Source organism: Deltaproteobacteria bacterium (assembly GCA_021737785.1).
Lineage (GTDB): Bacteria > Desulfobacterota > DSM-4660 > Desulfatiglandales > Desulfatiglandaceae > AUK324.
In genome coordinates, this window is the sequence record JAIPDI010000006.1 from 98,559 (window position 1) to 125,053 (window position 26,495).

At 51.6% G+C, this 26,495-nt stretch carries 25 protein-coding genes and 1 pseudogene; 21 read left to right on the forward strand and 5 right to left on the reverse strand.

The window, feature by feature from the left end:
* Nucleotides 1-67: 67 nt before the first annotated feature.
* The 3 genes from K9N21_05140 to K9N21_05150 all read right to left on the reverse strand — a co-directional run bounded on the left by K9N21_05140 (nucleotide 68) and on the right by K9N21_05150 (nucleotide 4,858).
* On the reverse strand, nucleotides 68-2,590 hold the full coding sequence (locus K9N21_05140) for an FAD-dependent oxidoreductase (protein ID MCF8143287.1): 2,523 nt from the start codon (nucleotides 2,588-2,590) through the stop codon (nucleotides 68-70).
* Nucleotides 2,591-2,620: 30 nt separating this feature from the next.
* Nucleotides 2,621-3,511 carry a benzoyl-CoA reductase, bzd-type, subunit Q gene (gene bzdQ, locus K9N21_05145; GenBank protein MCF8143288.1) on the reverse strand — a complete coding sequence of 297 codons (891 nt, stop codon included), beginning with the start codon at nucleotides 3,509-3,511 and terminating at the stop codon, nucleotides 2,621-2,623.
* A gap of 573 nt (nucleotides 3,512-4,084) precedes the next feature.
* Nucleotides 4,085-4,858 (reverse strand): acyl-CoA dehydratase activase, encoded by a 774-nt coding sequence (locus K9N21_05150; protein ID MCF8143289.1) that lies wholly within the window; start codon nucleotides 4,856-4,858, stop codon nucleotides 4,085-4,087.
* Between the two features lie 703 nt (nucleotides 4,859-5,561).
* Here K9N21_05150 and K9N21_05155 point away from each other — a divergent pair.
* The 13 genes and pseudogenes from K9N21_05155 (at nucleotide 5,562) to K9N21_05215 (ending at nucleotide 19,129) form a co-directional block, all read left to right on the forward strand.
* Nucleotides 5,562-6,707: a hypothetical protein gene (locus K9N21_05155; protein ID MCF8143290.1), complete on the forward strand. Its 1,146-nt coding sequence runs from the start codon at nucleotides 5,562-5,564 to the stop codon at nucleotides 6,705-6,707.
* Nucleotides 6,708-6,812: 105 nt separating this feature from the next.
* Nucleotides 6,813-6,866: pseudogene (locus tag K9N21_05160) on the forward strand (hypothetical protein).
* 42 nt (nucleotides 6,867-6,908) lie between these two features.
* The gene (locus K9N21_05165; GenBank protein ID MCF8143291.1) at nucleotides 6,909-8,009 is read left to right on the forward strand and encodes a mechanosensitive ion channel family protein; all 1,101 of its coding nucleotides are present in this window, start codon (nucleotides 6,909-6,911) and stop codon (nucleotides 8,007-8,009) included.
* 189 nt (nucleotides 8,010-8,198) lie between these two features.
* The gene (locus tag K9N21_05170; GenBank protein MCF8143292.1) at nucleotides 8,199-9,566 is read left to right on the forward strand and encodes an FAD-dependent oxidoreductase; all 1,368 of its coding nucleotides are present in this window, start codon (nucleotides 8,199-8,201) and stop codon (nucleotides 9,564-9,566) included.
* Between the two features lie 63 nt (nucleotides 9,567-9,629).
* Nucleotides 9,630-10,178, forward strand: coding sequence for a rubrerythrin family protein (locus K9N21_05175; protein ID MCF8143293.1), 549 nt, complete (start codon nucleotides 9,630-9,632; stop codon nucleotides 10,176-10,178).
* 188 nt (nucleotides 10,179-10,366) lie between these two features.
* Nucleotides 10,367-12,790, forward strand: coding sequence for an endopeptidase La (gene lon, locus K9N21_05180; protein MCF8143294.1), 2,424 nt, complete (start codon nucleotides 10,367-10,369; stop codon nucleotides 12,788-12,790).
* A 706-nt stretch (nucleotides 12,791-13,496) separates the two neighbouring features.
* Nucleotides 13,497-15,164: an FAD-dependent oxidoreductase gene (locus K9N21_05185; GenBank protein ID MCF8143295.1), complete on the forward strand. Its 1,668-nt coding sequence runs from the start codon at nucleotides 13,497-13,499 to the stop codon at nucleotides 15,162-15,164.
* 154 nt (nucleotides 15,165-15,318) lie between these two features.
* Nucleotides 15,319-15,714: a DUF488 domain-containing protein gene (locus K9N21_05190; protein ID MCF8143296.1), complete on the forward strand. Its 396-nt coding sequence runs from the start codon at nucleotides 15,319-15,321 to the stop codon at nucleotides 15,712-15,714.
* Complete coding sequence (locus K9N21_05195; protein MCF8143297.1) at nucleotides 15,711-16,259, forward strand: hemerythrin domain-containing protein; 549 nt, start codon at nucleotides 15,711-15,713, stop codon at nucleotides 16,257-16,259. The genes K9N21_05190 and K9N21_05195 overlap by 4 nt, the downstream gene beginning before the upstream one ends.
* A gap of 38 nt (nucleotides 16,260-16,297) precedes the next feature.
* Complete coding sequence (locus K9N21_05200; GenBank protein ID MCF8143298.1) at nucleotides 16,298-16,513, forward strand: hypothetical protein; 216 nt, start codon at nucleotides 16,298-16,300, stop codon at nucleotides 16,511-16,513.
* A 277-nt stretch (nucleotides 16,514-16,790) separates the two neighbouring features.
* On the forward strand, nucleotides 16,791-18,038 hold the full coding sequence (locus K9N21_05205; protein ID MCF8143299.1) for a class I tRNA ligase family protein: 1,248 nt from the start codon (nucleotides 16,791-16,793) through the stop codon (nucleotides 18,036-18,038).
* A 113-nt stretch (nucleotides 18,039-18,151) separates the two neighbouring features.
* Nucleotides 18,152-18,457 (forward strand): rubrerythrin, encoded by a 306-nt coding sequence (locus tag K9N21_05210; protein MCF8143300.1) that lies wholly within the window; start codon nucleotides 18,152-18,154, stop codon nucleotides 18,455-18,457.
* A 222-nt stretch (nucleotides 18,458-18,679) separates the two neighbouring features.
* The gene (locus K9N21_05215; GenBank protein MCF8143301.1) at nucleotides 18,680-19,129 is read left to right on the forward strand and encodes a hypothetical protein; all 450 of its coding nucleotides are present in this window, start codon (nucleotides 18,680-18,682) and stop codon (nucleotides 19,127-19,129) included.
* Between the two features lie 169 nt (nucleotides 19,130-19,298).
* On the opposite strand, the gene K9N21_05220 is transcribed toward K9N21_05215, so the two are convergent.
* Complete coding sequence (locus tag K9N21_05220; protein MCF8143302.1) at nucleotides 19,299-19,721, reverse strand: hypothetical protein; 423 nt, start codon at nucleotides 19,719-19,721, stop codon at nucleotides 19,299-19,301.
* Nucleotides 19,722-20,289: 568 nt separating this feature from the next.
* Between K9N21_05220 and K9N21_05225 the strand changes: the two genes are divergently transcribed.
* From K9N21_05225 to K9N21_05260, 8 genes are all read left to right on the forward strand, one after another.
* Entirely contained in the window at nucleotides 20,290-20,598 is a 309-nt protein-coding gene (locus K9N21_05225; protein ID MCF8143303.1) for a GYD domain-containing protein, read from the forward strand.
* 107 nt (nucleotides 20,599-20,705) lie between these two features.
* The gene (locus K9N21_05230) at nucleotides 20,706-20,930 is read left to right on the forward strand and encodes a hypothetical protein (protein ID MCF8143304.1); all 225 of its coding nucleotides are present in this window, start codon (nucleotides 20,706-20,708) and stop codon (nucleotides 20,928-20,930) included.
* 234 nt (nucleotides 20,931-21,164) lie between these two features.
* Nucleotides 21,165-21,680 carry a thiol peroxidase gene (gene tpx / locus K9N21_05235; GenBank protein MCF8143305.1) on the forward strand — a complete coding sequence of 172 codons (516 nt, stop codon included), beginning with the start codon at nucleotides 21,165-21,167 and terminating at the stop codon, nucleotides 21,678-21,680.
* A 75-nt stretch (nucleotides 21,681-21,755) separates the two neighbouring features.
* Nucleotides 21,756-22,604: an Mrp/NBP35 family ATP-binding protein gene (locus K9N21_05240; protein MCF8143306.1), complete on the forward strand. Its 849-nt coding sequence runs from the start codon at nucleotides 21,756-21,758 to the stop codon at nucleotides 22,602-22,604.
* A 150-nt stretch (nucleotides 22,605-22,754) separates the two neighbouring features.
* On the forward strand, nucleotides 22,755-22,880 hold the full coding sequence (locus K9N21_05245) for a desulfoferrodoxin FeS4 iron-binding domain-containing protein (GenBank protein ID MCF8143307.1): 126 nt from the start codon (nucleotides 22,755-22,757) through the stop codon (nucleotides 22,878-22,880).
* Nucleotides 22,881-22,959: 79 nt separating this feature from the next.
* Nucleotides 22,960-23,178, forward strand: coding sequence for a NifU family protein (locus K9N21_05250; GenBank protein ID MCF8143308.1), 219 nt, complete (start codon nucleotides 22,960-22,962; stop codon nucleotides 23,176-23,178).
* A 148-nt stretch (nucleotides 23,179-23,326) separates the two neighbouring features.
* Complete coding sequence (locus K9N21_05255; GenBank protein MCF8143309.1) at nucleotides 23,327-24,334, forward strand: homocysteine S-methyltransferase family protein; 1,008 nt, start codon at nucleotides 23,327-23,329, stop codon at nucleotides 24,332-24,334.
* Entirely contained in the window at nucleotides 24,312-24,716 is a 405-nt protein-coding gene (locus K9N21_05260) for a pyridoxamine 5'-phosphate oxidase family protein (protein ID MCF8143310.1), read from the forward strand. Before K9N21_05255 ends, K9N21_05260 begins: the two co-directional genes overlap by 23 nt.
* A 99-nt stretch (nucleotides 24,717-24,815) precedes the next feature.
* On the opposite strand, the gene amrS is transcribed toward K9N21_05260, so the two are convergent.
* A complete protein-coding gene (amrS, locus tag K9N21_05265; GenBank protein ID MCF8143311.1) occupies nucleotides 24,816-25,826 on the reverse strand; it encodes an AmmeMemoRadiSam system radical SAM enzyme in 1,011 nt (336 codons plus the stop codon).
* Between the last annotated feature and the right edge of the window lie 669 nt (nucleotides 25,827-26,495).

A 26,495-nucleotide genomic window follows, 5' to 3' on the forward strand; every position in this document is an offset into this window, starting at 1 on the left:
TCCTATTCATACACCCTGAGACGCAGATTCCCCATGAAACTGCTCCCTGAAAAGGGGTCTCTATCGCTCAAAACAGGTCGTCCAGATCCGAGTCCCCTCCCCCCGGCATCCTCCCATGGGCCCGCATATACAGCTGGATCAACTCACTTTCCCGCTGGGTATACATCATATTTTCTTCCACATCGAACCAGGCGGCGGAACCTGCTGCGTCCAGTTCTTGCAGGAGGCGCTTTCTCAGATTCGATGTCCCTTTGATGGCCACCACATTCTTTTCAATGTCAAAGAGACGATACACGCCCTCTGTTTCCGGGACCTGTGCCAGGGTTTCCCGGTTGAAGGTGACCCTCCTTTCCGGGGGAGATGGGTTGCTTCCCAAAAAAAGACGAAGATCGCACTGGAGACATCTTCGGGCCTCTTTGATTGCCTGCGCATCGGTCAATCCGAGGGAAATCTCCCGGAATCCCTCCCGCCTGGATTCGAGGGCGATTTCCGCGACCTTTTCGCGCTCCCGGAGCGCAAATCCCTCATCCCTGCCCAGATATTGGGAAAGAACCTCCCGCTCATACAGGATCTCATCCAGATCCCCCGTACCGCCCAGCAACCTGTCGATGGACGAAGCGGCCTTACGGCCTGCGGCGATGGCATGGATGATCGCCCCGGACATGGCCACCACATCGCCTCCGGCATAAATCCCTTCCATCCCTGTGTCGAGGGTGTCCTGGTCCACCACGATAAGACCTCTCTTCACGGAGAGACGTCTGTCGCCTTCTGCAAACGACAGGTCAGCAGCCTGGCCGATGGCCATGATTACCTGGTCGCCTTCAATGATCCTGGTGGTGTCATCGAATATCGGACAAAATGTCCCTTTTTCATTGAGCACGCGCAAGCATCTGACCAGCTCTACGCCGGTGATCCGGTCACCCCTGCTCAGGATCTTCCGCGCCCCCCAGGAGGAGAGGATCTTAACCCCTTCGGCAAGAGCGCCCTCGATCTCCCCCGCGTGCGCGGGAATCTTGTCCCGGCCTTCCAGGCAGACCATGGTCACATTCTCGGCGCCACATCTCAGTGCCGTACGTGCTGCATCGACCGCCACATCCCCCCCGCCGATCACGATGACACGGTCCATCAGCTGGACACTTTTCCCCTCAGCAACCTTTGCAAGCAAATCAACCCCCCCCAGCACTCCGGGCAGATCTGATCCGTCGATCGAAACCCGCCGGCTCAGCTGGGCTCCGACAGCCAGAAACACAGCATCAAAGCCGACGCTCTTGAGCCGATCCAGATTGAAATCTTTTCCCAGAGACTCCCGGGTCCTGATTTCGATGCCGGTATCCAAAATATCCTGTATCTCCTTGTCCAAGACATCCCGGGGGAGGCGATAGGAAGGGATGCCGTAGCGCATCATGCCCCCGGCTGCCGGACGGGCCTCGAACACGGTCACCATATGGCCCTTTTTACGCAGATAAAAGGCGGCGGTCAGACCGGCCGGACCGGACCCCACGATGGCCGCCTTTTTCCCCGTATCCGGCGACGGTGCGCTGGAATTCTGCCAGAGCCCATTTTCCCCATCAGCAGCATATCGTTTCAATGCGCAGATCGACAGCGGGGCATTCACCTCTCCCCTGCGGCAGACATCCTCGCAGGGATGGATGCATACCCTCCCCAATATACCGGGGAACGGGACCTTTTCCCTGATCACGGCACGGGCCTCCTCCCGCCTCCCTGCGGCGATCAACCTCAGATATGCAGGGACATCCATGTGGACCGGACAGGCCGTCCTGCATGGGACCATGTCCGTCGCCCTTTTCCCGGGAAAGTACGCCTTGTCCATCAACGCCCCGGTAGGGCAGACCGCAACGCAGGCAGTACAGAACTTGCACCCGGACTCCTCCAAAGAGGGGGCTAAGGTGCCGATCTGGACCCGGTCATTTTCATCGTAAACAAACCCGATGGCTTCGATTCCCTTCAAATCACGGCATGCCCTGACGCATCGGGTACACCCGACACAGAGGGTGTAATCCCTCACGAACAGGGGATGATGATCAATAATGGGGAGGTCGGTGGGAATCCATCCGGGCGTGGAAGGGAGTATCCCGATATAATTGACCACATCCTGGAGTTCGCAGTGCCCGAATATTGTGCAGCATCTCTCGTTTTCCGGTACATTGGAGGAACACTGATCCCTGCTGCACCCCTCCTGCTGGGCGCAGGTAAGGCAGGCATGACGATGCCGTGCGAGGATGGCGGCCAGGTTTTCCTGCCGTCTGGTACGGATCCGGTCATTCTCGGTGACGACCGTCATCCCTTCCCTCACTCCGGTCCGACACGATGCCACCAGATCAGCCTCACCTGTCACCTCCACCACGCAGAGGCCGCATCCCTTGCCCAATTGACCGGGCATGGCGTTTTCAATCCTCCTGTCTCCCTGATAGACCATCCCGGCCGGAAGCGTTCCTTCGGCTGTCGGCAGGTCCGGATGATAACAAAGGACCGGGATATAGATATCCGCAGCCTTTGCCGCTTCCAGAATAGTGGCGCCCTCAGGGGCTTCAATCTCCCGCCCGTTTATGGTCAATTTCACTTGTGCCATAAGATTCTCCATGGCTGGTTCCTCACGGCATCACTTCTTTCTCCCCTTGCCCCTCTGGCAGAGGGCATAGCCGAACAGGGCCGCGCCCAAAGCACCGGCAATCTGGGGATCCCACCGGGTCTTCATAGGTCTGAGTTTGAGCAACGGCACCAACCGTTCCACAACCCCCCGGTTTTTCGCCATGCCGCCGGTAACGGCAAACTCGGGCGTCACGCCGAGCCTCTCCACCAGAGAAAAGATCCGTTCTGCCATGGCTCTGCAATAGCCGGCCAGTACCTGTTCCGTGGTCCATCCCTTTCGAAGCAACCCGACGGCCTCTGATCTGGCATAGACCACGCAGGTGTTCGATACGGCCTCCGGCTCCGGGCCTTTGTATTGAAACGATCGATCCCCCACCTCGTGGATGGGGACGCCCAAGAGGTCCGCAAACACCTCCATGCCCCGGCCGGTTCCGGCCGCACACTTGTCGTTCATCAAAAAGTTGGTCACCTTTCCCTGTTCATCGCATTGGATGGCCTTGATATCCTGTCCGCCTACGTCCAGGATCGTGCGCACCTCCGGACCATAGATAAGATTGGCTCCTCTGGAATGGCACGCAATCTCGGTAATGGACCGGTCAGAAAAGGGGACGTTGACCCGGCCGTAACCGGTCCCCACACAATAATCCATCCGGTCTTCGGGCATGTCGATGGCCTCAAGGACATCATTCAGCACATCTCGGGCGCTGTTGGAGCTGTCGGGTCCGGTCCTTTTACTGGAATAGGCAAAGATTTGCCCATCCGCCATTATGCAGGCCTGAGAACTCACAGAACCCACATCAAGCCCCACGGTGATAAATCCGGCATCTCTCCAGTCCATATCGGGATTCTTCCAGTTGGATGCGGGCCAACGCCAGAATTCCTGCTTTTTCTCTTCCGCCATCTCCTTGCTCTCCATTTATGAAATCGACTCTCGATGAATCGCCGAGGGATACTGGTCGGCGATGACCCCGTAACCTTAGAGTCTTTGTCTGTAACTTCTCTGCAACGTGCGAAGAAGTTTGCCCGTGGGGGTCTCTGCTTCCCGCCCAAGAGGCGGGACAAAAACCGAATACAGCTCCTGGGGACGGCAGCAGGGCTTTACAATACAGTCTGTTCCAGCCCCAAGTACAGGCTTTCATGGGACGGTATGTCCTTGCTGCCTTTTCGTAAACATTATTCGGAGCCTGGGGGCGGCCGCCGAACCATACGACCGCATTTTATTGCAGCTCTTGAGCAGAGACCCCCACGGGTGTCCAGAACGCTTCCGGGACTTGGGTGAAACCTTTTGGTTGCGGCTGTTAGGCCGCCTTGGTAATTAGTGTCTGACGAAAACCCGGAAATCCAAAAAGGGCGGACCCGGAAACTTGGTTTTATTAATTTCAACGCTATTCCATCAATTCTGAATTCGCAATTTCTCAATTCGCAATTGTGCCTGAATCACGCCAAGGCGTGATTTTCGTTCAGGCACTAATTATCAGGCCTCTTTCGCGGCCATTACGGCCGCCCCCACCGCAGCGCCGAATTCAGGCGCATCCGGGATACAGAGATGTTCCATCCTTAATTCGCGTTTCAAGGCGTCAACAAGTCCCGGATTACGGGCCGTACCCCCGAGCATGGCCACATCTTCATTGACGCCCACCTTTCGTATCATGGAGACAATACGGCCGCCGATTGCGTCATGAATCGCCCTGCTGATATCAGATTTATCGGTCTTGGCATGAATGAGTCCAACCACCTCGGATTCTGCAAAGATGACGCACTGTGCATTCATGGGGATCTTTTTGCCCGACTTCAAGGCGAGTTCGCCCATCTCCTCCAGACCCACTTTGAGGGCTCTGGCCATGGCCTCGATATAGGTCCCCGCGCCGGCCGCGCATCTCTCATTAATGGCAAAATCCACCACATTTCCCTCGTCATCAATCCTGGCGGCCCTCCCCTCTTCAGCGCCCACATCCATCACGGTTCGGGCGTCGGGATAAAAATAAATGGCCCCCTTTGCCATGGCCTGTATATCGTTTACCTTCATATCAGCAATCTTGACGGCCATTTTGCCCGATCCGGTTACGCCAATCTTCTGCAGCTCATCCCTTGTCGCGCCAGCCGCTTCCAAAGCCGTTTCAAGGGACGCTTTCACAGCCGTTTCCTGATCAGAACCGGTCGGGACAGCGCCCATGCCGATGATCTTCCCATCCTTCAAGATTATGCTCTTAGTGGTCCTGGCGCCGCAATCTATTCCTGCGGTTAACATTTTTCCAATCCCCCGTTATTGTTTAGGATTGCCGATCGAATGGTGCAGGGTTTCAAAGAAGGATTCAATCAATACTCCGAGGCAAAGATATCTGACCTTTTTTTGCTTATCATGGATCTGGGGGACCGCAAGGAACTTTTGCGAGTAACGGGCTTGCGGACCCTGAGAATAAAATGATGGAATATTGGAGGGGTTGAATATTGGGTGATAAAGCAGAAAGAGTCTTCAAAATGGGATACGTTCCTTATTCAGACCCAGTATTCCCCTGTTCCATAAATTCCACCATTCCAAGGTGTCATGGAATTTTTAAATTAACAAATAAGTGCTTTATTATCAAATAGTTTCTAACATTCTGAAAGACGATCTCTCATATTAACGGGCAAAGGCCCAAGGCGGCCTGATGGCCGCAACCAAAAAATCTTGGTGCAACTCCCGGAAATTTTCCCAGCATTTTGTTCGTGGGACGTCCCATCTTCGGCGTTGCCATACAAACTCCTCAAGAAGATGTTTCTTCCAAATTATACTAATACTCGTATTTTTTCATGCAAATACATGGCACACCCCATTTATCCCCGGGTTCATTATGATAAATAAATACTTAAACGTAACATATTTACCGCTGCCATTCAGGCTTAAACGCAATGGCATAAGATCCGGAAAGAGTGCTTTCCATCGCCATGGAAAAAGGAGGACAATGCAATTGATGGACTTTTTTGGGACAGACGATCTCAGGAGGCTGGCGGAAAGACAGGATATCCCCTGTATTTCCATTTTTATGACCACGCAGCGCACAGATGCGGAACAAAATCGAATTCGGTTCAAGAACCTGCTGGGAAAAGCAGGGAGGATGCTTGCCGCTGAAAACAAGGAAAACAGGGACATGGGTGAAGAGATGAAATCCGCCCGGAACTTGCTTGAAGACCTTCCCTTCTGGCAGCATCAGAGCGATGGACTCGCCCTGTTCATGGGGGATGGTATCTTCCAAACTTACCGACTTCCGTTGCCCTTCGAAGACCTGGCGGTTGTCTCCAACCGTTTCCATATAATGCCTCTGTTGCCCCTTGCCATGAACGACATGAAATTCTACATCCTGGCTTTGAGTCAAAAACATGTTCGGCTCTTCCGGTGCACACGTCAGGAAATAGAGAGGGTGGATTTGGAAGGGATGCCCGAAGATCTCGAAGATGCCCTCAAATACGATGACCTGGAAAGGCAGCTCCAATTCCATACAGGTGCAGCTGGAACCGGCGGAAGACGGCCTGCCATTTTTCACGGTCACGGGGTTGGAACTGATGACGCCAAGGACCGAATCATTCGATATTTCCAGCAAATAGATAAATGGGTCCATACCGTGATGCGCGAGGAGAACAGTCCCCTTATATTGTCGGGGGTGGAGTTTCTCCTGCCGCTGTATAAAGAGGTCAGTTCCTATCCCCGTCTTATGGAACAGGGCATTCTGGGCAATCCCGACGAGTTGGGAGAAACAGAGCTTCATAAAAAGGCATGGGATCTCGTGGCACCGCATATCAGAAAGGCCCAGGATGATGCCATTGCCAGGTACAAGGACAGCATCGGCACGGGAAAGACATCCAATGATCTTGAGGAGATTATCGCATCGGCGGCTCACGGACGAATAGGCGTCCTTTTCATTGCAGGGGATACCCAGAAGTGGGGTCGTTTTGATCCGGACAGCGGGATGATCGAATTTCACCAGGCGCAAGATTCCCAAAATGAAGATTTATTAAATCTGGCGGCCGTGCAGACCCTCACAAAAGGGGGGGACGTCTACGTGGTGAAACAAGAAGAAGTTCCTGACGACGCTGTCGCGGCTGCTCTGTTTCGCTATTAACTCTACAGTCCAAGTTCTCGTAATATATTGATTTTATTGAATGTATAAATTCCAGGCCGTCATTCCGGCGAAAGCCGGAATCCAGTGTCTTTTTGATAAGTTAAATGTTCTGGATGCCGGTCGAAGATCCCGTACTTGCGGGGATCAAGTCCGGCATGACGTGAGAATGGACTCTCAAGCTATTAAGTATTGCAAAAAAAAATGGGTCGAAGCATGACGGACCGGATCGTCGGCTACCTCAAAAACTGGGAAAGCTATGCACTGAGCCTTGGGATTCTGTTGAGTGCAGTGGTTTGCGGTATCATCCTTCATTATCTGCTCTTCAAGTTCATGGCGCGGGTATCCAGGGGATTTGGGACCATAACGGCTGCATCCATAGTGAAATATTGCCGTCCGCCATCCAGGCTTCTACTGCCGCTTCTGGTACTTCGATTGTCATTACCCCTTGCTGAAATGACTCCAGAGGTTCGGAATTTTGCGGACCATACCCTGGGGCTGGGCATCATTTTGGCGCTGGCCTGGTTAATGGTCAAGCTGGCCTATGTCGGAGAAGTGCTCATTCTCCATAGATTCGATACCACCGAAAAGGATAATCTCAGGGCCAGGAGGATGCAGACCCAGATCGTGGTCCTTCGCAGAATCGTGATCGCGGTAATCGTCGTTCTTGCCTTTGCCACCATATTGATGAGCTTTTCAAAGGTGCGGCAACTGGGTACGAGCATTTTGGCATCTGCGGGGATATTGGGGATCATCCTGGGGTTTGCAGCGCAGCGGTCCATTGCCACCCTCTTTGCAGGATTTCAGGTGGCCGTGGCCCAGCCGATCAGGCTTGACGATGTGGTGATTGTTGAAAACGAATGGGGGAGGATTGAAGAAATCACGCTTACCTATGTTGTGGTTCGGATCTGGGATTTGAGACGTCTGGTGGTGCCCGTCACTTACTTTCTGGAAAAACCTTTTCAGAATTGGACCCGGGTCTCCGCAAACCTCTTGGGCTCCGTATTTGTGTATGTGGATTATTCTGTGCCTGTCCAGGCCGTAAGGGAGGCGCTGCAGCGAATTGTTGAAAATTCGGAGCATTGGGATGGCAACGTTTGTGTCCTCCAGGTGACAGACGTCTCTGAACACACTTTGGAACTTAGGGCGCTCATGAGTGCCTCGGATTCATCAAGGGCCTGGGAATTGCGCTGCCAGGTAAGAGAACGCCTCGTGGAATTCATTCAGAAGACCTATCCGGAAGCGCTCCCCCTCCTGAGGACGGAACTGCGGGGGCCTCAGGAAATAGTGTCGAAGACTGCATAATCATGGACATCCGGTTATTGCGCTACGCCATCCTCCACGTGGAATACAGGATAAACCCCATTACGTCTCGACGTCGTCTCGCGTAAGATGACCTCATGAAAATTGAACCCTTCTTTTTCATAAATGCCATGTGTCTGAATTGGCAAACGATCATTTCTCGAATAATGAACTGGTCCGGAGGATAAGCAGATGCCTTCTCAAAGGCTGTTGGTCATCGGAGGGAATGCGGCAGGGATGACTGCGGCCGCAAAGGCCGCGCGGCTCAATAAGGAGCTGGAAATTACGGTATTTGAAAAGGGCCGCCACGTCTCCTATGCGGCCTGAGGAATTCCTTATCTTATCGGCCGGGTGGTCGATAGTCCCAGGCATCTGATAGCAAAAACTCCGGAAGCGTTATGGGAGGAACAGGGCGTTGTTGTAAAGGTGCTCCACCAGGTGGAAGAGATCGACCTGAAACAGACGAGGATACGTCTTCGAGAGCAGGACAATCCCGACACCTGGTGGGAAGCCTATGATATGCTTATGATCGCTACGGGCGCGCTCCCGATCAGGCCGCCGGTGGAAGGCATCGCCGCCAGAGGAATATTCGGAATTAACACCCTGCAGAGCGGTCTGGAGGTGATGGCGTTTATTGAAGAGAGAGGCCCGAAAAATGCTGTGGTTATCGGAGGGGGGTATATCGGTCTTGAGATGGCGGAAAATCTTATTTTGCGGGGGATGCACGTCAGTCTCATAGAAAGGGCCCCGGAGGTGATGGGGACCCTGGACCCGGACATGGGAACGCTGGTTTCAAAAGCGCTGATCGATATAGGGGTAAAGCTTTATAGAAAAGAAAGCCTTGAAGGCTTCGAGGTCAGCAAAAAACACGTTCAAAGCGTGGTAACCGACAAGAGGACATTGCCGGCCGACCTGGTTATCCTTGGCATGGGCGTAAAACCCAACGTTTCCCTTGCCAAAGAAGCAGGAATTAAACTTGGCCTGAGCGGGGCCGTCCAGGTGGATGATACCATGCGAACCAGCGACGACAATGTGTGGGCTGGAGGGGATTGCGCCGAATCCTTCCATCTGATCAGCAGACGGCCTGTAAACATCGCCCTGGGTACAGTGGCCAACAAGCACGGCCGGGTCGCCGGGACGAATATGAGCGGCGGGTACGCTGTTTTTCCGGGGTTGGTGGGGACCGCCGTCAGCAAGATATGCTCACTGGAAGTGGCCAGGACCGGTCTTCAGGAGAAAGAACTTCAGCAAACCGGGAGAGAATATGTGTCGGCGGTTATAGAAAGCACAACACGAGCAAGCTATTATCCGGATGCAGGCACAATTTCAGTGAAAATCCTGGCTGAAAAGGGGAACGGGAGGCTGCTTGGAGGTCAAATCGTTGGGAAGGAGGGTGCTGCCAAACGTATTGACATATTGGCAACGGCACTGCACGCCGGGATGACCGTGGAGGAAATCGCAGACCTCGATCTAAGCTACGCGCCTCCCTATTCCCCTTTGTGGGATCCGGTGGCCATCGGCGCTCGTATCGCTATGAAAAAACTGGCTGAACATCAGTGAAAGAACGTTTTGTCTCGGTTGACCCTTGGTCGTCAGCCGATATCATCATTGGAGGAGAATACCATGAAACAGATGACCGAGCAGAATCTTATCAACGCCTTCGGGGGAGAAAGCATGGCCAATATGCGATATCGTCATTTCGCAAAAAAGGCAGACGATGAGAAACGCGCGAATGTGGCGAGGCTGTTTCGCGCCATATCCCATGCCGAGTTTATCCACGCAGGCGATCACTACCGCGAGTTGAGACACCTTAACGATGGGTTTGTCGCTAACAGCATGGGGGCCTTCGGTCCCGGTGATACCCTGAAGAATCTGGAATTGGCCATCGCCGGCGAGACATTTGAGATAGAAGAGATGTATCCCGCCTATATGGAGATCGCAAAATTTCAAGAAGAAAAAGGCGCCTACAGGAGCTTTGAATGGTCCTACAAAACAGAAAAAATGCACAAGGCCCTGTTTGAAAAGGCAAAATCCGCAGTGGCAGAAGACCGGGACGCCGACCTGGGTCCCATCCAGGTATGCGAAGTGTGCGGGTACACCCTTGAGGGCGAAGCGCCGGATCAATGTCCGGTTTGCGGCGCGCAGAAAGAAAAGTTCAGCGCTTTCCAATGATTTTTTGGGTTCATAGGACACTGTTGAACGCCGTACATTCCGAGAACCGGTCGTCCTCCACCTTTACATTCCAGTGAACGGTATTATTTTATAGGGGAGTTTTTTGGATTTCGAAATAATGCCATGACACAGTTTTCTCGTTATCCATGTTTCATTTACGGATACGGGAACAGAGGAGGACTTTACATATGCAATACACTCAAGGAGATAAGAATTCGATGCTGCCGCGGGATATTTCAATACTTCCGCTGAGGAATACGGTAGCATATCCATTTTCGGTGATGCCCCTGATTGTGGGAGTTCGACGATCCGTCAAACTTATTGAAAAGGCAGCCGAAGGCGATGGAATCATTGGTCTTGTCGCATCAAGAGACGGGGCGATCGAGGAACCCAACCCCGGACAAACCTATGAAGTAGGAACCCTTGCAAAAATTGAGCGGATTGTCCAGGAATCCGGAGATAATCTGCAGATCGTGGTCAGGGGGATCGAACGTTTTCGAATCGACAACTGGCTTTCCACCACCCCATATCTCAGGGCGCATGCCGTGAAGGCGCCTGAGATAGTGGAACAGGACGTTGAGATGGACGCCCTGATGCGGAGTCTCGAGGAGGTAACGGAAGAAATAATAGAGGTTTCCCCGAATCTGCCTAAGGAGGTAGGTAAATTCCTCCGCCACATTAAAGATCCCGGCCAATTGGTGTATATTGTAGCGGCCACAGTAAACCTGGACGTAAAAAAGGGCCAGGCGCTGCTTGAACTGGATGGCATGAAGGACAAACTGCGGATGCTTGTTGCACATCTCTCCAGGGAAAAGGAAGTCATGAGCCTGAACAAGAAAATACGTTCCGAGGCCCACGAAGAGATGGACAAGGCCCAGAGAGACTATTACTTGCGCCAACAGCTCAAGGCGATTCAGAAAGAATTGGGGGAAAGCACCGAGGGTGCCTCGGCCTCCGATGAATACGCCGAGAAGCTAAAGGAGGCAGGATTGCCTCCAGAGGCCATGAAGGAGGCGGAGAGGGAACTTGCCCGCCTCTCCAACATGTCTTCCCAAGCCCCTGAGTACTCTATCATCAAGACGTATCTGGATTGGCTTCTGGAACTCCCTTGGACCAAAGCCAGCGAAGACCAGATGGATATTAAATCTGCGCGCACAATCCTGGATGAAGACCATTACGATCTTGAGGAGGTCAAAGAGCGGATTATTGAATATCTGGCGGTCCGCAAGCTGCTCGCGGAACGTTCGGACCAGGCCGGTGAAGAGAAAGACACTGAAGGGAAAATCGAGGGGATGGGCGCGATTCTGTGCTTTGCAGGGCCCCCGGGAGTCGGTAAGACCAGCCTGGGACAGAGTATTGCCCGGGCCCTGGGTCGACGCTTTACCAGAATGAGTCTGGGCGGCATGCGGGACGAGGCGGAAATCCGCGGTCATCGCAGGACCTATATCGGCGCCATGCCCGGCCGCATTATCCAGGCCATTAAGCGCGCCGGGACCCGCAATCCCGTCTTCATGCTGGATGAGGTGGACAAGGTCGGCAGCGACTGGCGAGGCGATCCAAGCAGCGCACTGTTAGAGGTGCTCGATCCCGCCCAAAACCATGCTTTTCGAGACCATTATCTGGATGTGGATTTTGACCTCAGTGACGTGATGTTTATCACCACGGCGAATCAGCTTGAAACGATTCCATCCCCTTTGCGGGATCGGATGGAGATTATCCAGCTGGATGGATATACGGAATACGAAAAACTTCATATTGCGCAGAGATTTCTCGTTTCACGGCAGTTGAAGGCCAACGGCCTCAGAGAGGAAGAGATGGATTTCGAGGATGAAGCCATTCGAAAGATCGTTCAGGATTACACCCGGGAAGCAGGTGTCCGAAATCTGGAGAGAAATATCGGGGCGGTATGCCGCAAAGGGGCGGTCGGAATCGCAGAAGGCCAAATCAAGCACATCCATGTGACTCCCGAGGTGGTCAGGTCATATCTTAAAAAGGAACGGTTTGAATCGGAACTGTCCGAAGTCATCGAAATACCCGGGATTGCCACAGGGTTGGCGGTTACCCCTGTGGGGGGCGACATTCTGTTTGTGGAGGCTACCCTTATGAACGGCAAAGGTCGGCTGACGTTGACGGGCCAGTTAGGGGACGTGATGAAGGAAAGCGCACAGATCGCCCACAGCTATGTTCGCTCCAAGATCAACACGTTGCAGCTGGACCTCTCTCTTTTCAAGACCGCCGATATCCACGTGCACGTGCCTGCGGGCGCCATACCCAAGGACGGTCCCTCTGCCGGGCTCGCCATGGTCACGGCGGTTATCAGCCTCTGCAGCGGCCGGCCCGTCCGGAGCGATGTGGGTCTTACCGGAGAGGTGACCCTTCGGGGCAGGGTTCTGCCGGTGGGGGGCATTAAGATGAAGCTGCTTGCTGCACATCGTGCAGGGCTCAAAACCGTGATTCTTCCGAAGCGCAATGAGAAGGATCTGGAAGAACTTCCTGAAGAGGTGAGGGAGGATCTGAACATTGTGCTGGTGGAAACCATAGACGAGGCCTTAGAGGAGGCCCTATGCTCTGAGAAAAAAGAGGTGGATCTGCATATGGTTGCCAACGGCTGATAAGACCCCTTGCGGTCTTCCATGAAAGGGTCCGGGAGCGTGCCTCCCGGGCTCTTTTTTTTCATACCGGGAAAATCATGAAAGAGCCCCTCTCGGGAGAGGGTTCCATGAAGAGTGATAGGGAATTCCCCTGATCGACAACCCGTTTGAGTAATGCCTTTAGCTTAACGATCTGAGGGTCACCACACCTTCTATCCCCCCGTATTCACATATTGACGGGGCTTAAGTTAAGGGTTGAGTTGTTGGCGATTGACGTTTCCCACTCTGCATGAGAACTCGGCAAAGAAGATATCTCCTTGCCGCTGAATACCTAGAGTCTGAACGGAAACCCGGGAAATCAAGAAACAGTCAATTGTGAGAATCCGTTTTGTTAAGCTTAAATTTATTCCATCAATTTTCAATATTGAAATCTTCAATATTCAATTGTGCCTGAATCACGCCAAGGCGTGATTTTCGTTCAGGCACTACCTGTTCTCTTGTTTCCGAATACACGATCCACCCTATTCCCCCGCTAATATTGTATCGATTAACCTAAACAGGGTTTCACTACCGTGGGTCGCCGATGAGCGATATGTGTCTATTTTGTTTCAGCTCTCGGAAAGAGATCCCCACGCGTTCGCGAGAATTACCCATAAACCAACTTCTCTGCAGGTTTTTCTGCAAGGCAGGATTACAGATTTTCAGGACGAACACGGGAGAACGACTGATGAGACTTATCGTTGTGGGAGGCGTTGCAGGCGGCGCCACTGCAGTGACACGCGCCAGAAGACTTTCCGAAACTGCGGACATTGTCCTGTTTGAACGCGGATTCTATGTGTCCTATGCCAATTGCGGATTGCCCTATTACATCGGAGGAGAAATCGAAAAGCGGGATGATCTGTTCATCGCCTCTCCGGAGCGGCTCAAGGCCAGATATCGTATTGACGTGAGAACCTCACAGGAGGTTATGGAGATAGACCGAAGCGTAAAGGAGGTTACGGTAAAGGACCACACCACCCAAGAGGTATTCAGGGAAGGTTATGACAAACTCATTCTCTCCCCCGGTGCCCGCCCGACAATGCCCCCGATTCCCGGCATAAACTCCGGCAAGGTCTTTACCTTGAGGGATCTGCCGAATTCGGACAGCATTAAGCACCACCTGGCCGGGAATAACATTAACTCCGCAGTGATAGTGGGAGGCGGATCCATCGGACTGGAATCGGCTGAAAATTTCAGCCGTCAGGGTGTGTCGGTGAGTATTGTAGAAATGGGCGATCAGGTGATGCCGGGCCTGGACTACGACATGGCGGTACTCATTCACCGGCACCTGCGGGATCAAGATATCGATCTTCATCTGGGGGAGAGTGTCGACCGGTTTCATGAACAGGAAGACCGCATCGTGGTCAGCACCGCGAAAGGCCTCAACATAACAACCGACCTGGTGTTGCTTTCCATCGGCGTAAGGCCGGAAAAGATCCTTGCAGAGAAATCGGGATTGTCCATAGGAGAGCGCGGGGGGATCGTGGTGGATGATACGATGCGCACCTCGGATCCGGACATTTATGCCATAGGTGACGCCATAGAGGTTCAGGATTTTGTCTCAGGCGAAAAGCGTCTGCTCGCTCTGGCAGGCCCGGCCAACCGGCAGGGAAGAATTGCGGCGGACAATGTAATGGGCCGTCAATCCCGATTTACGCCCGTTTTGGGAACAAACATAACCCGGGTTTTTGATTTGGTAGCGGCTTCCACGGGTAACAGCGAACGCTCCCTGATGAGAACAGGAACACCGTACAGGATGTCCTTCACCCATTCATATCATCACGCATCCTATTACCCCGGAAGCAGACTCCTTTCCATCAAATTGCTTTTCAACCCGGAAGGGGGAAAACTGCTCGGTGCGCAGGTGGTGGGGGAAGAGGGTGTGGACAAACGAATTGATATACTGGCTACGGCCTTGCGAGCCGGCATGTCGGTGTACGACCTGGAAGAGTTGGAGCTTGCCTATGCACCCCAGTTCGGCTCCGCCAAAGACCCTGTCAATATCGCGGGATTTGTATCCGCCAATATACTCAGGGGGGATGTGGAGGCGGTCCATTGGAACGAACTGGAAAGCTTGGATAAGGACCGATACGTGCTGCTGGATGTACGCACGTACGAGGAGGTGAAACAGACCGGAACCATCATGGACGCCGTACATATTCATATCGACGAATTGCGGGATCGACTGTTCGAACTCGATGCCGGCAAGGTCTACATTGCGTACTGCACGGTAAGCCTGAGAGGATACATCGCATGCCGGATTCTCGTTCAAAATGGCTTTAAGGCCAAGATTCTGAGCGGCGGCTTTGAAACGTGGTCACCGGTCCAGGAAGATAAGGAAGAGAGGAGCAGATAATGCGTCCGTCGCGCAAAAGAGTTTCCCTTTTCCCCACTTGATCGGATTTCGTATCACCGATCGTCCTATCTGCCATTATCCCCGTTTCAACAGGGAACGGGGTTCAGGAGGCAGGCGGATTGACTGCGAAAGAGAGTTCCAGGGGAGGCTATGTATGCAAATCTGGTTGAAAAGGGCGTATGAAGGGCCCGGTTCTCAGGACGGGACCAGAATCCTGGTAGATCGGCTGTGGCCCCGGGGTCTCAGCAAGGAAGCGGCCCATATCGACGTATGGCTCAAGGAGATAGCGCCGAGCGATACCCTCCGCAAATGGTTCGGTCACGACCCGGATAAATGGGAAGCCTTTAAGAGGCGTTACTATGGGGAATTGGAGGCTCCAGGGAATGAGGCGATTGACAAACTGGCAGAGATCGCTGCAAAAGGGAGGGTCACCCTTGTTTTCGCGGCCAAGGATGAGCGGTTTAACAATGCAGCGGCTTTAAAAGAATATCTGGAGGAAAGATTTCCTCACCGATCTGAAAACCCATACAAGGAGGATATGGCGACATGATGCCCATCGGCCCCTTGATGATCGAGCACAGGCTCATCGAAAGAATGATCACCTTAATGACCGAGCAACTCAACCAGCTGCAAAAGGATCACCGAATCGACGTTCGGTTTATTGAACAGGCAGTCCAATTCATGAAGGCCTATGCAGACCAGTGCCACCATGGAAAAGAGGAGGACATCCTTTTCAGGGAGCTACGGAATAAACCCATTACCCAGGAGCATGATCGAATCATTACAGAACTCATGGAGGAACACGAGTGGGGAAGAAACACCACAGGCCGGCTCGTGGAGGCCAATGAACGCTATGGAAAGGGGGAAGACAAAGCGCTCGGCACAATAGAAGCATGTCTTAAAGACCTGGTGGCCTTTTATCCCCAACACATCCGGAAGGAAGATAAGGGCTTTTTTATACCGGTCATGGACTATTTCACCGAAGAGGAGAAAGACGCCATGTTGAAGGAAGGGCAGGCCTTTGACAGCAATCTGATTCATCAAGAGTACGATCGCATGGTTTCCCAATTGGAAAATAACAAGGAAAGACAGTAAAAAAAACTTCAAACCAAAGGGATAGAAGGAGGTGTGTCATGGCTGTTTCGGAAAAATACGGGAAAATATCCATTCCCAAGATTGACGAGGATGAACCGGTATTTGTTCTCAGGGCCCAAGATAGGCTGGCTGAGCCCACTATCATCATGTACCAGACTTTGGCGCGATCCCACGGCGCATCCGTGACAGAAGGCATTCAGGCCCAGATAGATGCCTTCAGGGCCTGGACCGGTCAAAAGAAGCTGCCGGATTAGGTTCCAGAAAGGTCTTTCGCGGGAACTCCCCACGGTATAAGCCCTGTGGCACGTTCATGAAATACCTCGGTTGTATCAATAAAATACGTGGTTAACCCCATTTCCGGATCGAAAAGAAGCGCATAATTTGTCGATGTCCAGGCAGAGGAATGCGTCTCGCGGTCCGCTGTGAAGGCAAATCGAACCATCCGATGAGAAAAGAGAGAACACAGGGCAAGACAGGTGATGCCACATTATCCTACCGTATTTTTGTTCATGACAGAAAAAGAGACGGCCGATGACGTTGTATGTGACCAACACCCTCACCCGGAAAAAGGAGCCTTTTAAGAGCAGAGTAGAAAAAAGGGTCAAGATGTTTACCTGCGGGCCTTCCATTTACAGGAGACCCCATGTCGGCAACTTCGCCACGTTCCTTTTTGAAGACATTCTGCAAAGATATCTGGAATACTCTGGTTATGAGATCCAGAGGGTAATCAATTTTACCGACGTGGAAGACAAGGCCTTGGAAGAGGCAGCGCAAAAGGACATCTCCCTATCCGCGCTCACAGAGCCCGTGGCGAATCGATTTCTCAAGGAAGCCGCCTCTCTTCAAATGCGACTTCCCCGTGAGATTCCCCGATCGTCCACGCATGTCGATGAGGCGGTTCGCCTCATTCAGGAACTCCTGAAAGGAGGATATGCCTATTGGCATCAAAACGATGTATTTTATGACCCGCTGAAATTCAAGGGATTCGGAAAGCTTTACGGATTGGACATGAGCCGGTGGCCGAAAAAAAAGAGACATTTTCGAAAGGATACCTATCCCGGACAGCGCTGGAACCTTGGGGATTTCATTCTGTGGCATGGGTATCGTCCGCACCAAGACGACAGATTTTATTGGGATACACCCATCGGTAAGGGACGGCCGGCGTGGAATATACAGGATCCGGCGATCATCAGCAGCAGACTGGGCTACCAAATCGACATTGCCTGCGGTGGCGTGGACAACCTTTACCGGCATCACGACTATACCATCGCAGTCATGGAAGCTGTCTCTCAGCGTCTTTTTTCCCGTTACTGGCTCCATGGGGAACATGTCCTGCTGGATGGCCGCAAGATGTCCAAAAGCAAGGGAAATATTCTTTATTTGGAAGATATCCAAGACAAGGGATTTACCGCGAAAGATATCCGATTTTATTTGATATACGGTCACTATCGAAAAAAGATAAACCTCACTTTGAAGCAGCTGCAAAAAACGGCTGATCAGTTAACATCTTTCAGGGATACGGTCCGAAATGTGTGCCATTCATCCGGGCCCAGGGGTCGGCGTGCGCAAAACACCGGCGAACTTATTCACGATCTGACGAGAACATTCGAAGACAGGATGAATGATGATCTGGATGTACGGGGGGCCTTCGACAATATCGCGTCTATATTGGGAAAATTGAATGCCCTCCATAACGGACACGGTTTGTCCAAACATGACCGGACGCAGATTCTTCACGCTCTCGAGAGAATCGACAGCGTGTTCGGGGTTTTATTTTAGCCGGTCGGTGAGGGAAAAGACAGCCGGCCTCGGTCAAGGAAGAGGTCTGGAATACCAGCCTCATGACCGAATTCATAAACCTGGCACTGATTACAGAAAGGAGAGATGACATTATGCCGGAATTTGCACATCCTTTTGCAGGGTTGACCCTGGATAGAAAAATCACCCATGAGGAGTTGATACGGGCTATACGATATAGTATCGCCGCGGAATATGAGGCCATTCAACTCTACATGCAGCTTGCGGAATCCACGGATAATGAAAAGGCGAAGGCGGTCCTTGTGGACGTGGCCAACGAGGAGCGGGAACATGTGGGAGAATTCCTGAGGGTGCTAAGGGAGTTGGCTCCCGATGAAGAGGAGTATTACCAGAAAGGTTCAGAAGAAGTGGAAGAGCTGTTCAAGAAGCTTTCCAAATGACCCTGCTGAAAGAGGGCGATTCACTCACTCCTCTTTTTCTGGCGTCTCCCGGCGCATTATGGGGAAGATGCTTCCCGGGACAACATAGAATCGATGAAAGGAGATTTCATGGGAACGGTACCTTGGAAAGAGAATTTGGATCAGGAATTGGATGCGGCGCAGAGTCACGATAAGCCCTTGTTTCTGGATTTTTTTAATCCCGGGTGAATCGGCTGCAAACAGATGGATGCGGTTACGTATCCCGATAAAGACGTTATCGAGCAAATCGAGAAACATGTCATCCCTGTTCGCATCCCTTTTGACAACCCCCTCGCCGAGGAATTTGTGGTGAAATGGACGCCCAATCTCCTCTTTCTGGATCGGCATAGAAAGACACATCATCGGGTTATCGGCTTTTTACCGCCGGAGGAGTTGATTCCGACCATTCTGTTGGGAGTCGGGAAGACATATTTGGAGACGGAAGAGTTAGATCGTTCCCTCGGAGTGTTGAATGAAATGATCGAAAAACATCCCTTGAGCCACGCTGCTCCTGAAGCCGTGTACTTTATCGGGGTTTCGCTGTACAAAAAAACCCACAAGGCCCAGCCTCTCAAGGAGGCATACGAAAAAATTCAAGCCAAGTACCCCAATTCGGAGTGGGTCAAGAGGGCGGCCCCCTACCGGCTGCTCTAACCCATCTGCGCAGATTGGTGTCAACAATAACATCTCCGCAAGGTGCGGAGATGTTATTGTTCTTGTGATAAAGGGCAATCGATGTGGAATACCGAAGAAGGAACTGTGTGAGCCGGGATTCCCCTGAATGTGGCTTTTCTTGATCTGTTTCGAAAGAGGCCGTCCGGAATCACTCAGGGAACTTCAGGGTAACCGTCTCCACATTTTCCTTTTTCTTAACCTTTACCTTCAGATCAATACTTCCATCACGGATTCCCAGAGCGAGAACGGTGCTGCCCTTGTCCTCTTCCAGAAAGGTTATTCGTCTTATCACATCGATGATCCTCTGACCGATGGCGGAGCCGGGGGATGGAAGCGCTTCCTCTCTGTATTCCGCGGTGACGTTGATCTGTCCGTCTCCGGATTTGGAAATGGCAATTTGTTTTGCATTCATATTGATACCGTAAAGGGCGGCCAGGGCCAGCCATTTCAGTGCCGCTTCCTGTTCGTCCTTCTCTTTTTCCAACTCATACATCTCCTTCATCGGATCGGTGGTGGCAAAACAATCAATCAGTTCCTGAGTCTTTCGGTGCAATGATTCTTTGTCTTTCATAAGCCTACTCCTTTCTTTACCAAGATCTTCTTACCTTCGAGTCCCGGAAGACCTGCCATTTTTGCGCTTCGATAATGATTTTTCAGAGCACTCTGTTTGATTTTCATCTATGTATCCGGAAATAGTTGGAATGGCCATACCTTAAATCCTGTATATTCTCCTTCGCAAGAATTTATTCTTTTTCCCGTACCCATTTCCGGTCAGGACTGTTTCCAAACCATATTGCTGCTGAAATGAAGCATCTGCTCAAGGCAAGAGAGCCTCCGGATGGCCACAGCTTGTTTACCGGGGACGCAGGTGTCCTCTGAATCGAAAGCCATACTGTTTTTAACGTTATGGCGGAAAATCCTTCTCTTGCACGCACGAGATCTTTTCTCTTAAGGATACACCCTCACGACAGAGCGAATACGTTATGGACCTGATTGTCTTATGATTCTGTATGGGCCAGCATTGAACTTAAGGATTTTCCTCCAGGGGACATCGCTTCCGGTGTTCATCGAGGGAGTTCCCCATAGAATCCGTATATTTTAAGCTATCGACACATGACTTTTTTGGAAAGGAGCTGTTTATGAAAATCTATATTATGCTCTCCCGATTGGCCCCGGGATCATTGGAGTCTCCCAACACACTTGAAGATCTGGAAAAAAAGGTCATGGAACGCATCCGTAGTGCATGCCCCCAAGTGGAATGGATCCATAACTTCGCCGTCTTAGGACCTTACGATTACCTGGATATATTTCGCGCACCGGATACAGAAACCGCTTTCAAGGTATCCACGCTGGTTCGCACCCTCGGGCATGCCCGTACTGAAATATGGGAAGCCACAGAGTGGACCAAGTTTAAGGATTTAATACGGAAATTGCCGGGCAAACAGTAGCCGACATCTTATACTCAGAAAGCCGGCTCATTGCTATGGAAAGAAGTTGAGCCGCCACAGTGAGTGGAATAAGGGACTTCAAGAACATTCCAAAGGAGAGAAGTGAAATGGCAAAGCTTATTTATCATGCAGACGACGGTCGGGAATTTCATATCGCTACTGAAGATTTCATTTATCTCAAGACTCGGAAAGGCGTGGAAAGGAACTGGGAGTGGCAATACATCACCTCTATTCATGGGGAGATAAACAAAATTTTTGAACAAGCCGAAGGGATGTACGACAGGATCAACACCCTGCTGCCGAAAGATATCCCGATGGGGGCACTCAAATAGGCGCTCTTCATGACCGGCCTTATCCGGCGCAGGAAGTTATCGGAAAAATCTATTGAAATGGAAAGGCTGTCAACCATCAGAATTCCGCGAGAATGACACAAATACCAGGGAGTGTTCAACAGCAGAAAAGCGCTGTTGATGAACATCTGATGAAATGGAAACCCGCTTCGGAGGAATTCGGTTGCAGGATGAACCCCGGTTTCTGCCGGAAGCATCATGAGAAAGGATCGAAATATGAAGGAACGACAAGGCCTGATTACTTTTCAAAATAGTCCGCTGACGTTAATCGGCGAGCCTGTGGTCACAGGAATGCCGGCACCCAATGTGACACTGGTTACCAATGATCTTGAGACAACCACGTTGGATAAAGACAGGGGTAAAGTGCTTATTGTGGCTACCGTGCCCTCACTGGATACCTCGGTTTGTTCCGAGGAGACAAAACGTTTCAACAGGGAAGCGGAGTCCCTCCCCGGAAATGTCAAACTGGTGGTCGTCAGCATGGATCTTCCTTTTGCACAACAACGCTGGGCCAAAGAGTACAATGCCACAAACATAACCTTATTGTCCGACCATAAAGAGGCCTCCCTCGGACAGGGATTCGGCGTCCTGATCAAGGAGCTCAGACTGCTTGCCAGAGCGGTCTTCGTCATAGATGCTTCGGGAAAGATTACCTATGTGGAGTTGGTCAAGGAAATGACCGATCTGCCCGATTACGAAGCGGCGCTCAGCGCAGCCCGGAAGAGCGTCTGACGTGCGCAACTTGTTTGCACGTACTGTGGGTCTTTCGGATTGAACAGAAGACGGACAGCAGGAGGAAAACTGCAAATGGTTGAAAACGATCAAAACATTACGCAACAGGGGATGCACGAACAGGAGGAGAGGGGGATTAAGCAGACACTCTCGATGATAAAGCACAAAATTGTGGTGATGAGCGGTAAAGGGGGTGTGGGCAAAAGCAGCGTGGCCGCTTATCTGTCCGTTGCTCTGGCCAAAAAAGGCTACAAAGTGGGATTGTTGGACGTAGACCTTCACGGCCCCAGTATCCCTCGTTTGCTGGGATTAAAAACCGGCATATTGGCCGGTTCGGAGGCGGATAGAGTACCGGCGGTCCAGTATCTATCGAATATGTGGGTGGTATCCATTGAATCATTGATGGGTGAAAACAGAGATATTGCCACTATCTGGAGGGGACCGATGAAGATCGGGATCATTCGACAGTTTATCGGCGAAATTGACTGGCAGAACCTGGATTATATGATCATCGACTCACCGCCCGGTACGGGAGATGAGCCGCTAACCGTGGCCCAGACGGTTCCGGATGCCAAAGCGATCATTGTGACGACACCCCAGGAGATTTCCCTGGCGGATATCAGGAAGTCGATAGATTTCTGCCGCCAGGTAAACATGGAAATATTGGGTGTTGTAGAAAACATGAGTGGTCTTATCTGTCCACATTGCGGAAAGATGATAGAGCTTTTTAAGACGAAGGGGGGAAGTCAGATTGCGGAAAATGAAAATCTCACACTTCTTGGGACACTGCCGCTGGAACCCGAGGTCATCACCCAGGCGGATATCGGTGGGGTGGAGTTTCTGAATGACCGGGATCTGGCTTTTACCCGTGCCTTCGATAAGCTGGTGAATGCGGTGGTGAACCGCGCTGAAAGAAGCACCTGAAACCCAGGATATCCTTAATGCGGTCCCTGTCGAGCCTGACATCCGATATCCTCATCGAAAGCCATACAATTGATCCTGTTTGAGTTTGGAGATCGGCTCCTTATTATGACGGGAAAACCCATAACCTCACAAAACAAAGGAGAAAGGTCCATGAGCGAAGTAAAAAATGTCGGAGAAATTTACAAATGTGACATCTGCGGCAACGTGGTTGAGGTAAAAGAAGCAGGCGGAGGCGAACTCGTCTGTTGCGGCGAACCCATGAAGTTAGTGACATAACATGTCAGAGAAGGATCCCGTATCCCCTGGATACGGGATAGCTATGAACATATGATTTTCAAAGGAGAGAAATTGGCCCATGAAAGATGAAGTTGAGAGTGTCTTGAATGAAATTAGACCGTCACTCCAGGCGGACGGCGGTGACGTAAAACTGGTGGATATTGAAAACAATATCGTTAAGGTCAGACTGACCGGCGCATGCGCCGGTTGTCCCATGTCCGAAATGACCCTGAAAAATGTCGTTGAACAGCACCTGAAGATGAGAATGCCGGAGATCTCAAGGGTCGAAGCCGTATAACGATGAGATGGGGGTCCTTGTCTGGTGGGTCAAAAGATGTGTCTGGTGGGTCAAAAGATGACTATGGCCCCTGCCTCTGATAGATCTGTAAACCTCTGATTCATGTGATTCATTCATTGGACATGGTCACAGGACCGGTGAGAAGTCAATGATTCTGGAGCGATTAAAAGAAAAAGCGGTTTTGGGAGACGGAGGAGCCGTGTTCGAACTGGAGCGCCGCGGCTATATGAGTGCGGGTCCATTCGTTCCGGAAGTCGCGATTCAACATCCGGAAGCCCTGCGGCAACTTCAAGTGGACTTTGCCCGGGCAGGGGCTCAGGTCCTTCAGGCGTTGACCTATTACGCGCACGAAGAAAAACTGAGGCAACTGGACATGGCATGGGCATTGGAGGATATCAATGTTGCCGCCGTTACCATAGCCAGGGAGGTTGCGGATGCTTACGGCTGCCTGGTGGCCGGCAACCTATCCAATACTTGGGTTTACGATCCAAGGGATCCTTCCTCCCATAGAAAAACCCGGGAGCAGTTCGACCGGCAACTTTTATATCAATTGCCCCATGGGGTTGATTTTGTCATTGCCGAAACACTGGAATACTTAGGGGAGGCCAAGATTGCATTGGAAGCGATTAAAGCGACGGGAAAACCGAGCATGATAACCCTTGGCTTCAAATCGACCGATCGAACATTGGAGGGCGTTTTACTGGAGGAGGCCTTCAAGGAACTTGAAGATGCCGGTGCCGATATCCTTGGTACCAATTGCTTTCGCGATCCCCCGAGGATGATGCCCCTTGCCAAACGAATACGGGAAACCGTCTCCTGTTTTGTGGCTACCCAGCCCGTGGCCTATAGATGCACGGATGAAAGGCCGTTTTTTCAAATTCAAGAAATTGAAGGCCGCCCGGCGTTCCCATTAGAGCTGGACCCGTTTGTCCTGACCCGGTTCGAAATGGCTGAGTACGCCCTGGAAGCCCAACGGTCGGCCATCAATTACATAGGCGGTTGTTGCGGGACCGCTCCCCACCACCTTCGGGCAATGGCTGAGGCATTGGGCAGGGCCGTGCCCAACAGCAGGTATTCTCCCAGGATGAAACTTCATCCGGACAACATTCTGAAGCAAACGGGAGGTGTTCAAAATGCATCAGGAGACGCTCAGTAAAGCGGTGGAATTGGCCAATCGGTTGGGCCATGTATTTGTAGCCACGGCAGACGCAGAAGGGTTGCCTCATGTGGCTGCTGCGGGAAGTCTTGAACTGATATCTCCGGATCAGGTTTCTGTCTCCTCATGGTTCTGCCCGACTACCACTGACAATATTGAAAGGAACCCCCGGATCGCCCTTGTCATTTGGGATAGAGAAAACGATGTTGGGTATCAACTCCTGGGGAAGACATCCCTTCCCAGGGATACGGCCATAATGGATGGTTTTTCTCCGGAACTTGAGCAGAAGGGGGCCATACCTCAAGTCGAATGGCGGCTGCTTGTCCACGTGAACAACATCATCGCCTTCTCACATGCGCCCCATAGTGACAAAGAGGAGTGATCCGGTTGCATCCCACCTGCCTGTCTGACGGATATTTACCAATTCGGCGGACAAAAATTCATTGAGAACAAATTCCCGGGTTGATGCCCAAGGCAGCCTTCAGAAAACACCCGGAACAATTTCACCGCACTCCGGGCACCGAGAATTCCTTATCCTGTTTTCCAAGGTAACAAAGCCGCTGCGATGGATCAGGGTGTGCCGGCAATGGGGGCAGGCGGTATCCTTCTCCTCACCGGGAAGGTTGCCGATGTATATGAAATGCAATCCAGCCTCTTTTCCCATGGTGTAGGCTTTCCTGAGGGTTTCAGCCGGGGTGGGATAGGCATCATTATATTGATATCCCGGATGAAACCGGCTGATGTGCCATGGGATATCGATGGATACGCCTGCAATGAACCTGGCGATGTTCCGCAATTCCTCATCACTGTCATTTTGTTCGGGGATGATAAGGGTGGTAACCTCTACCCATATGCCCAGCGCTTTCATTGTACGAATAGAATCGAGAACCGGCTTGAGCCGGCCTTGGCAGACGCTCTTATAGAATTCATTATTGAAGGACTTGAGATCGACGTTACAGGCATCCAGATGGTCGGAAACGGTCTCTAATGCCTGTTTGGTCATGAATCCGTTGGTTACGAAGACATTGGCAAGACCCGCTTCTTTGGCAAGCCTTGCTGTATCATATGCATATTCAAAAAATATAGTGGGCTCGGTGTAGGTATAGGCGATACTTTTACACCCCGCTTTTTGGGCCTCTGCAACGATCTGCTTTGGGGAAAAGGACCGACCGGGAAGCTCTGAAACACCTTCCTCTTCAATCTGAGAGATTTGCCAGTTCTGGCAGAACCCGCAATGAAAATTGCATCCCATAGTGGCTATGGAAAAGCTCAGGGAACCGGGTAAAAAATGATAAAGGGGCTTTTTCTCAATGGGATCGCTGTTCGCGGCCACCACTTTTCCATAGGCCAGCGTATTCAGTTTGCCGCCGATATTCTTTCTGACTTTACAAAAGCCCGTGTCTCCATCCTTAATGCGGCAATGATGGTTACATAAAAAGCAGTGTACATCATTATTCTCCAGAGTTTCGTAAAGCATGGCCTCTTTGCACATAGTCTTTTTCTCCCTTTAACCCATTCGGCGAGCAGCCATACCTGGCCCGTCGGATAGAAACCACTTTTCCTGGCATGATGGAAGCTTTTGGCCCCGCACACAATGGGGTATATCCTGTATTTGGGCTTGCCCAATGGGAACGGTTGATGCGGAGAATCCGTCCATGCCCGCAAAGCCGCAACCCTTTGGCCGAAGAAGCGGCAATCCAATAGACGGATAGGCTGAAGGATGAGGGATACCATCTCATTTTAGACATGATCAGGCCGGCAATGGTGGAGCGATATCGGTCGCTGGTGTCAAACCGCCGCCTCCGTACATAATTTTCATTCCAGAAATAGAGTCTTCACCTGATGGCTTTTGGCCTCTATAGAGGGTCAAATAGTCACAGACCGTTGCACCCGATGGACAGACGACGGATAACATTCTGGCAGCAGGTGGCTGAGAAACTTTTCTTGACTCATGAAAGGAGTGAACGGAAATGGCAACAAACCATGTCGAAGCCCAAATCGATGAAAAAAGGTTGGTCTCATATCTGGAGATGGGAATATCGGCCGAGGATATCTGCAATGAACTCGGTGTTAAAATGACCTCTCTTCAAAAAGCGGTCAATGAAGTTTGTTCAAGGAATCCTGATTTAAAAAAGCCCGATGGCTTGATTTCCAAATCCGG

Bases quoted from the DNA above. Each gene is read 5' to 3' on its own strand.
- K9N21_05155 (MCF8143290.1), top strand. From the start codon at position 5,562: ATGGACTTTTTTGGGACAGACGATCTCAGGAGGCTGGCGGAAAGACAG.
- K9N21_05220 (MCF8143302.1), bottom strand. From the start codon at position 19,721: ATGAAAGACAAAGAATCATTGCACCGAAAGACTCAGGAACTGATTGAT.
- K9N21_05240 (MCF8143306.1), top strand. From the start codon at position 21,756: ATGGTTGAAAACGATCAAAACATTACGCAACAGGGGATGCACGAACAG.
- bzdQ (MCF8143288.1), bottom strand. From the start codon at position 3,511: ATGGCGGAAGAGAAAAAGCAGGAATTCTGGCGTTGGCCCGCATCCAAC.
- K9N21_05255 (MCF8143309.1), top strand. From the start codon at position 23,327: ATGATTCTGGAGCGATTAAAAGAAAAAGCGGTTTTGGGAGACGGAGGA.
- K9N21_05150 (MCF8143289.1), bottom strand. From the start codon at position 4,858: ATGTTAACCGCAGGAATAGATTGCGGCGCCAGGACCACTAAGAGCATA.
- K9N21_05250 (MCF8143308.1), top strand. From the start codon at position 22,960: ATGAAAGATGAAGTTGAGAGTGTCTTGAATGAAATTAGACCGTCACTC.
- K9N21_05205 (MCF8143299.1), top strand. From the start codon at position 16,791: ATGACGTTGTATGTGACCAACACCCTCACCCGGAAAAAGGAGCCTTTT.
- tpx (MCF8143305.1), top strand. From the start codon at position 21,165: ATGAAGGAACGACAAGGCCTGATTACTTTTCAAAATAGTCCGCTGACG.
- lon (MCF8143294.1), top strand. From the start codon at position 10,367: ATGCAATACACTCAAGGAGATAAGAATTCGATGCTGCCGCGGGATATT.
- K9N21_05195 (MCF8143297.1), top strand. From the start codon at position 15,711: ATGATGCCCATCGGCCCCTTGATGATCGAGCACAGGCTCATCGAAAGA.
- K9N21_05215 (MCF8143301.1), top strand. From the start codon at position 18,680: ATGGATGCGGTTACGTATCCCGATAAAGACGTTATCGAGCAAATCGAG.
- K9N21_05190 (MCF8143296.1), top strand. From the start codon at position 15,319: ATGCAAATCTGGTTGAAAAGGGCGTATGAAGGGCCCGGTTCTCAGGAC.
- K9N21_05210 (MCF8143300.1), top strand. From the start codon at position 18,152: ATGCCGGAATTTGCACATCCTTTTGCAGGGTTGACCCTGGATAGAAAA.
- K9N21_05185 (MCF8143295.1), top strand. From the start codon at position 13,497: ATGAGACTTATCGTTGTGGGAGGCGTTGCAGGCGGCGCCACTGCAGTG.
- K9N21_05165 (MCF8143291.1), top strand. From the start codon at position 6,909: ATGGGTCGAAGCATGACGGACCGGATCGTCGGCTACCTCAAAAACTGG.
- K9N21_05245 (MCF8143307.1), top strand. From the start codon at position 22,755: ATGAGCGAAGTAAAAAATGTCGGAGAAATTTACAAATGTGACATCTGC.
- K9N21_05230 (MCF8143304.1), top strand. From the start codon at position 20,706: ATGGCAAAGCTTATTTATCATGCAGACGACGGTCGGGAATTTCATATC.
- K9N21_05200 (MCF8143298.1), top strand. From the start codon at position 16,298: ATGGCTGTTTCGGAAAAATACGGGAAAATATCCATTCCCAAGATTGAC.
- K9N21_05260 (MCF8143310.1), top strand. From the start codon at position 24,312: ATGCATCAGGAGACGCTCAGTAAAGCGGTGGAATTGGCCAATCGGTTG.
- K9N21_05175 (MCF8143293.1), top strand. From the start codon at position 9,630: ATGAAACAGATGACCGAGCAGAATCTTATCAACGCCTTCGGGGGAGAA.
- K9N21_05225 (MCF8143303.1), top strand. From the start codon at position 20,290: ATGAAAATCTATATTATGCTCTCCCGATTGGCCCCGGGATCATTGGAG.
- K9N21_05140 (MCF8143287.1), bottom strand. From the start codon at position 2,590: ATGGCACAAGTGAAATTGACCATAAACGGGCGGGAGATTGAAGCCCCT.
- amrS (MCF8143311.1), bottom strand. From the start codon at position 25,826: ATGTGCAAAGAGGCCATGCTTTACGAAACTCTGGAGAATAATGATGTA.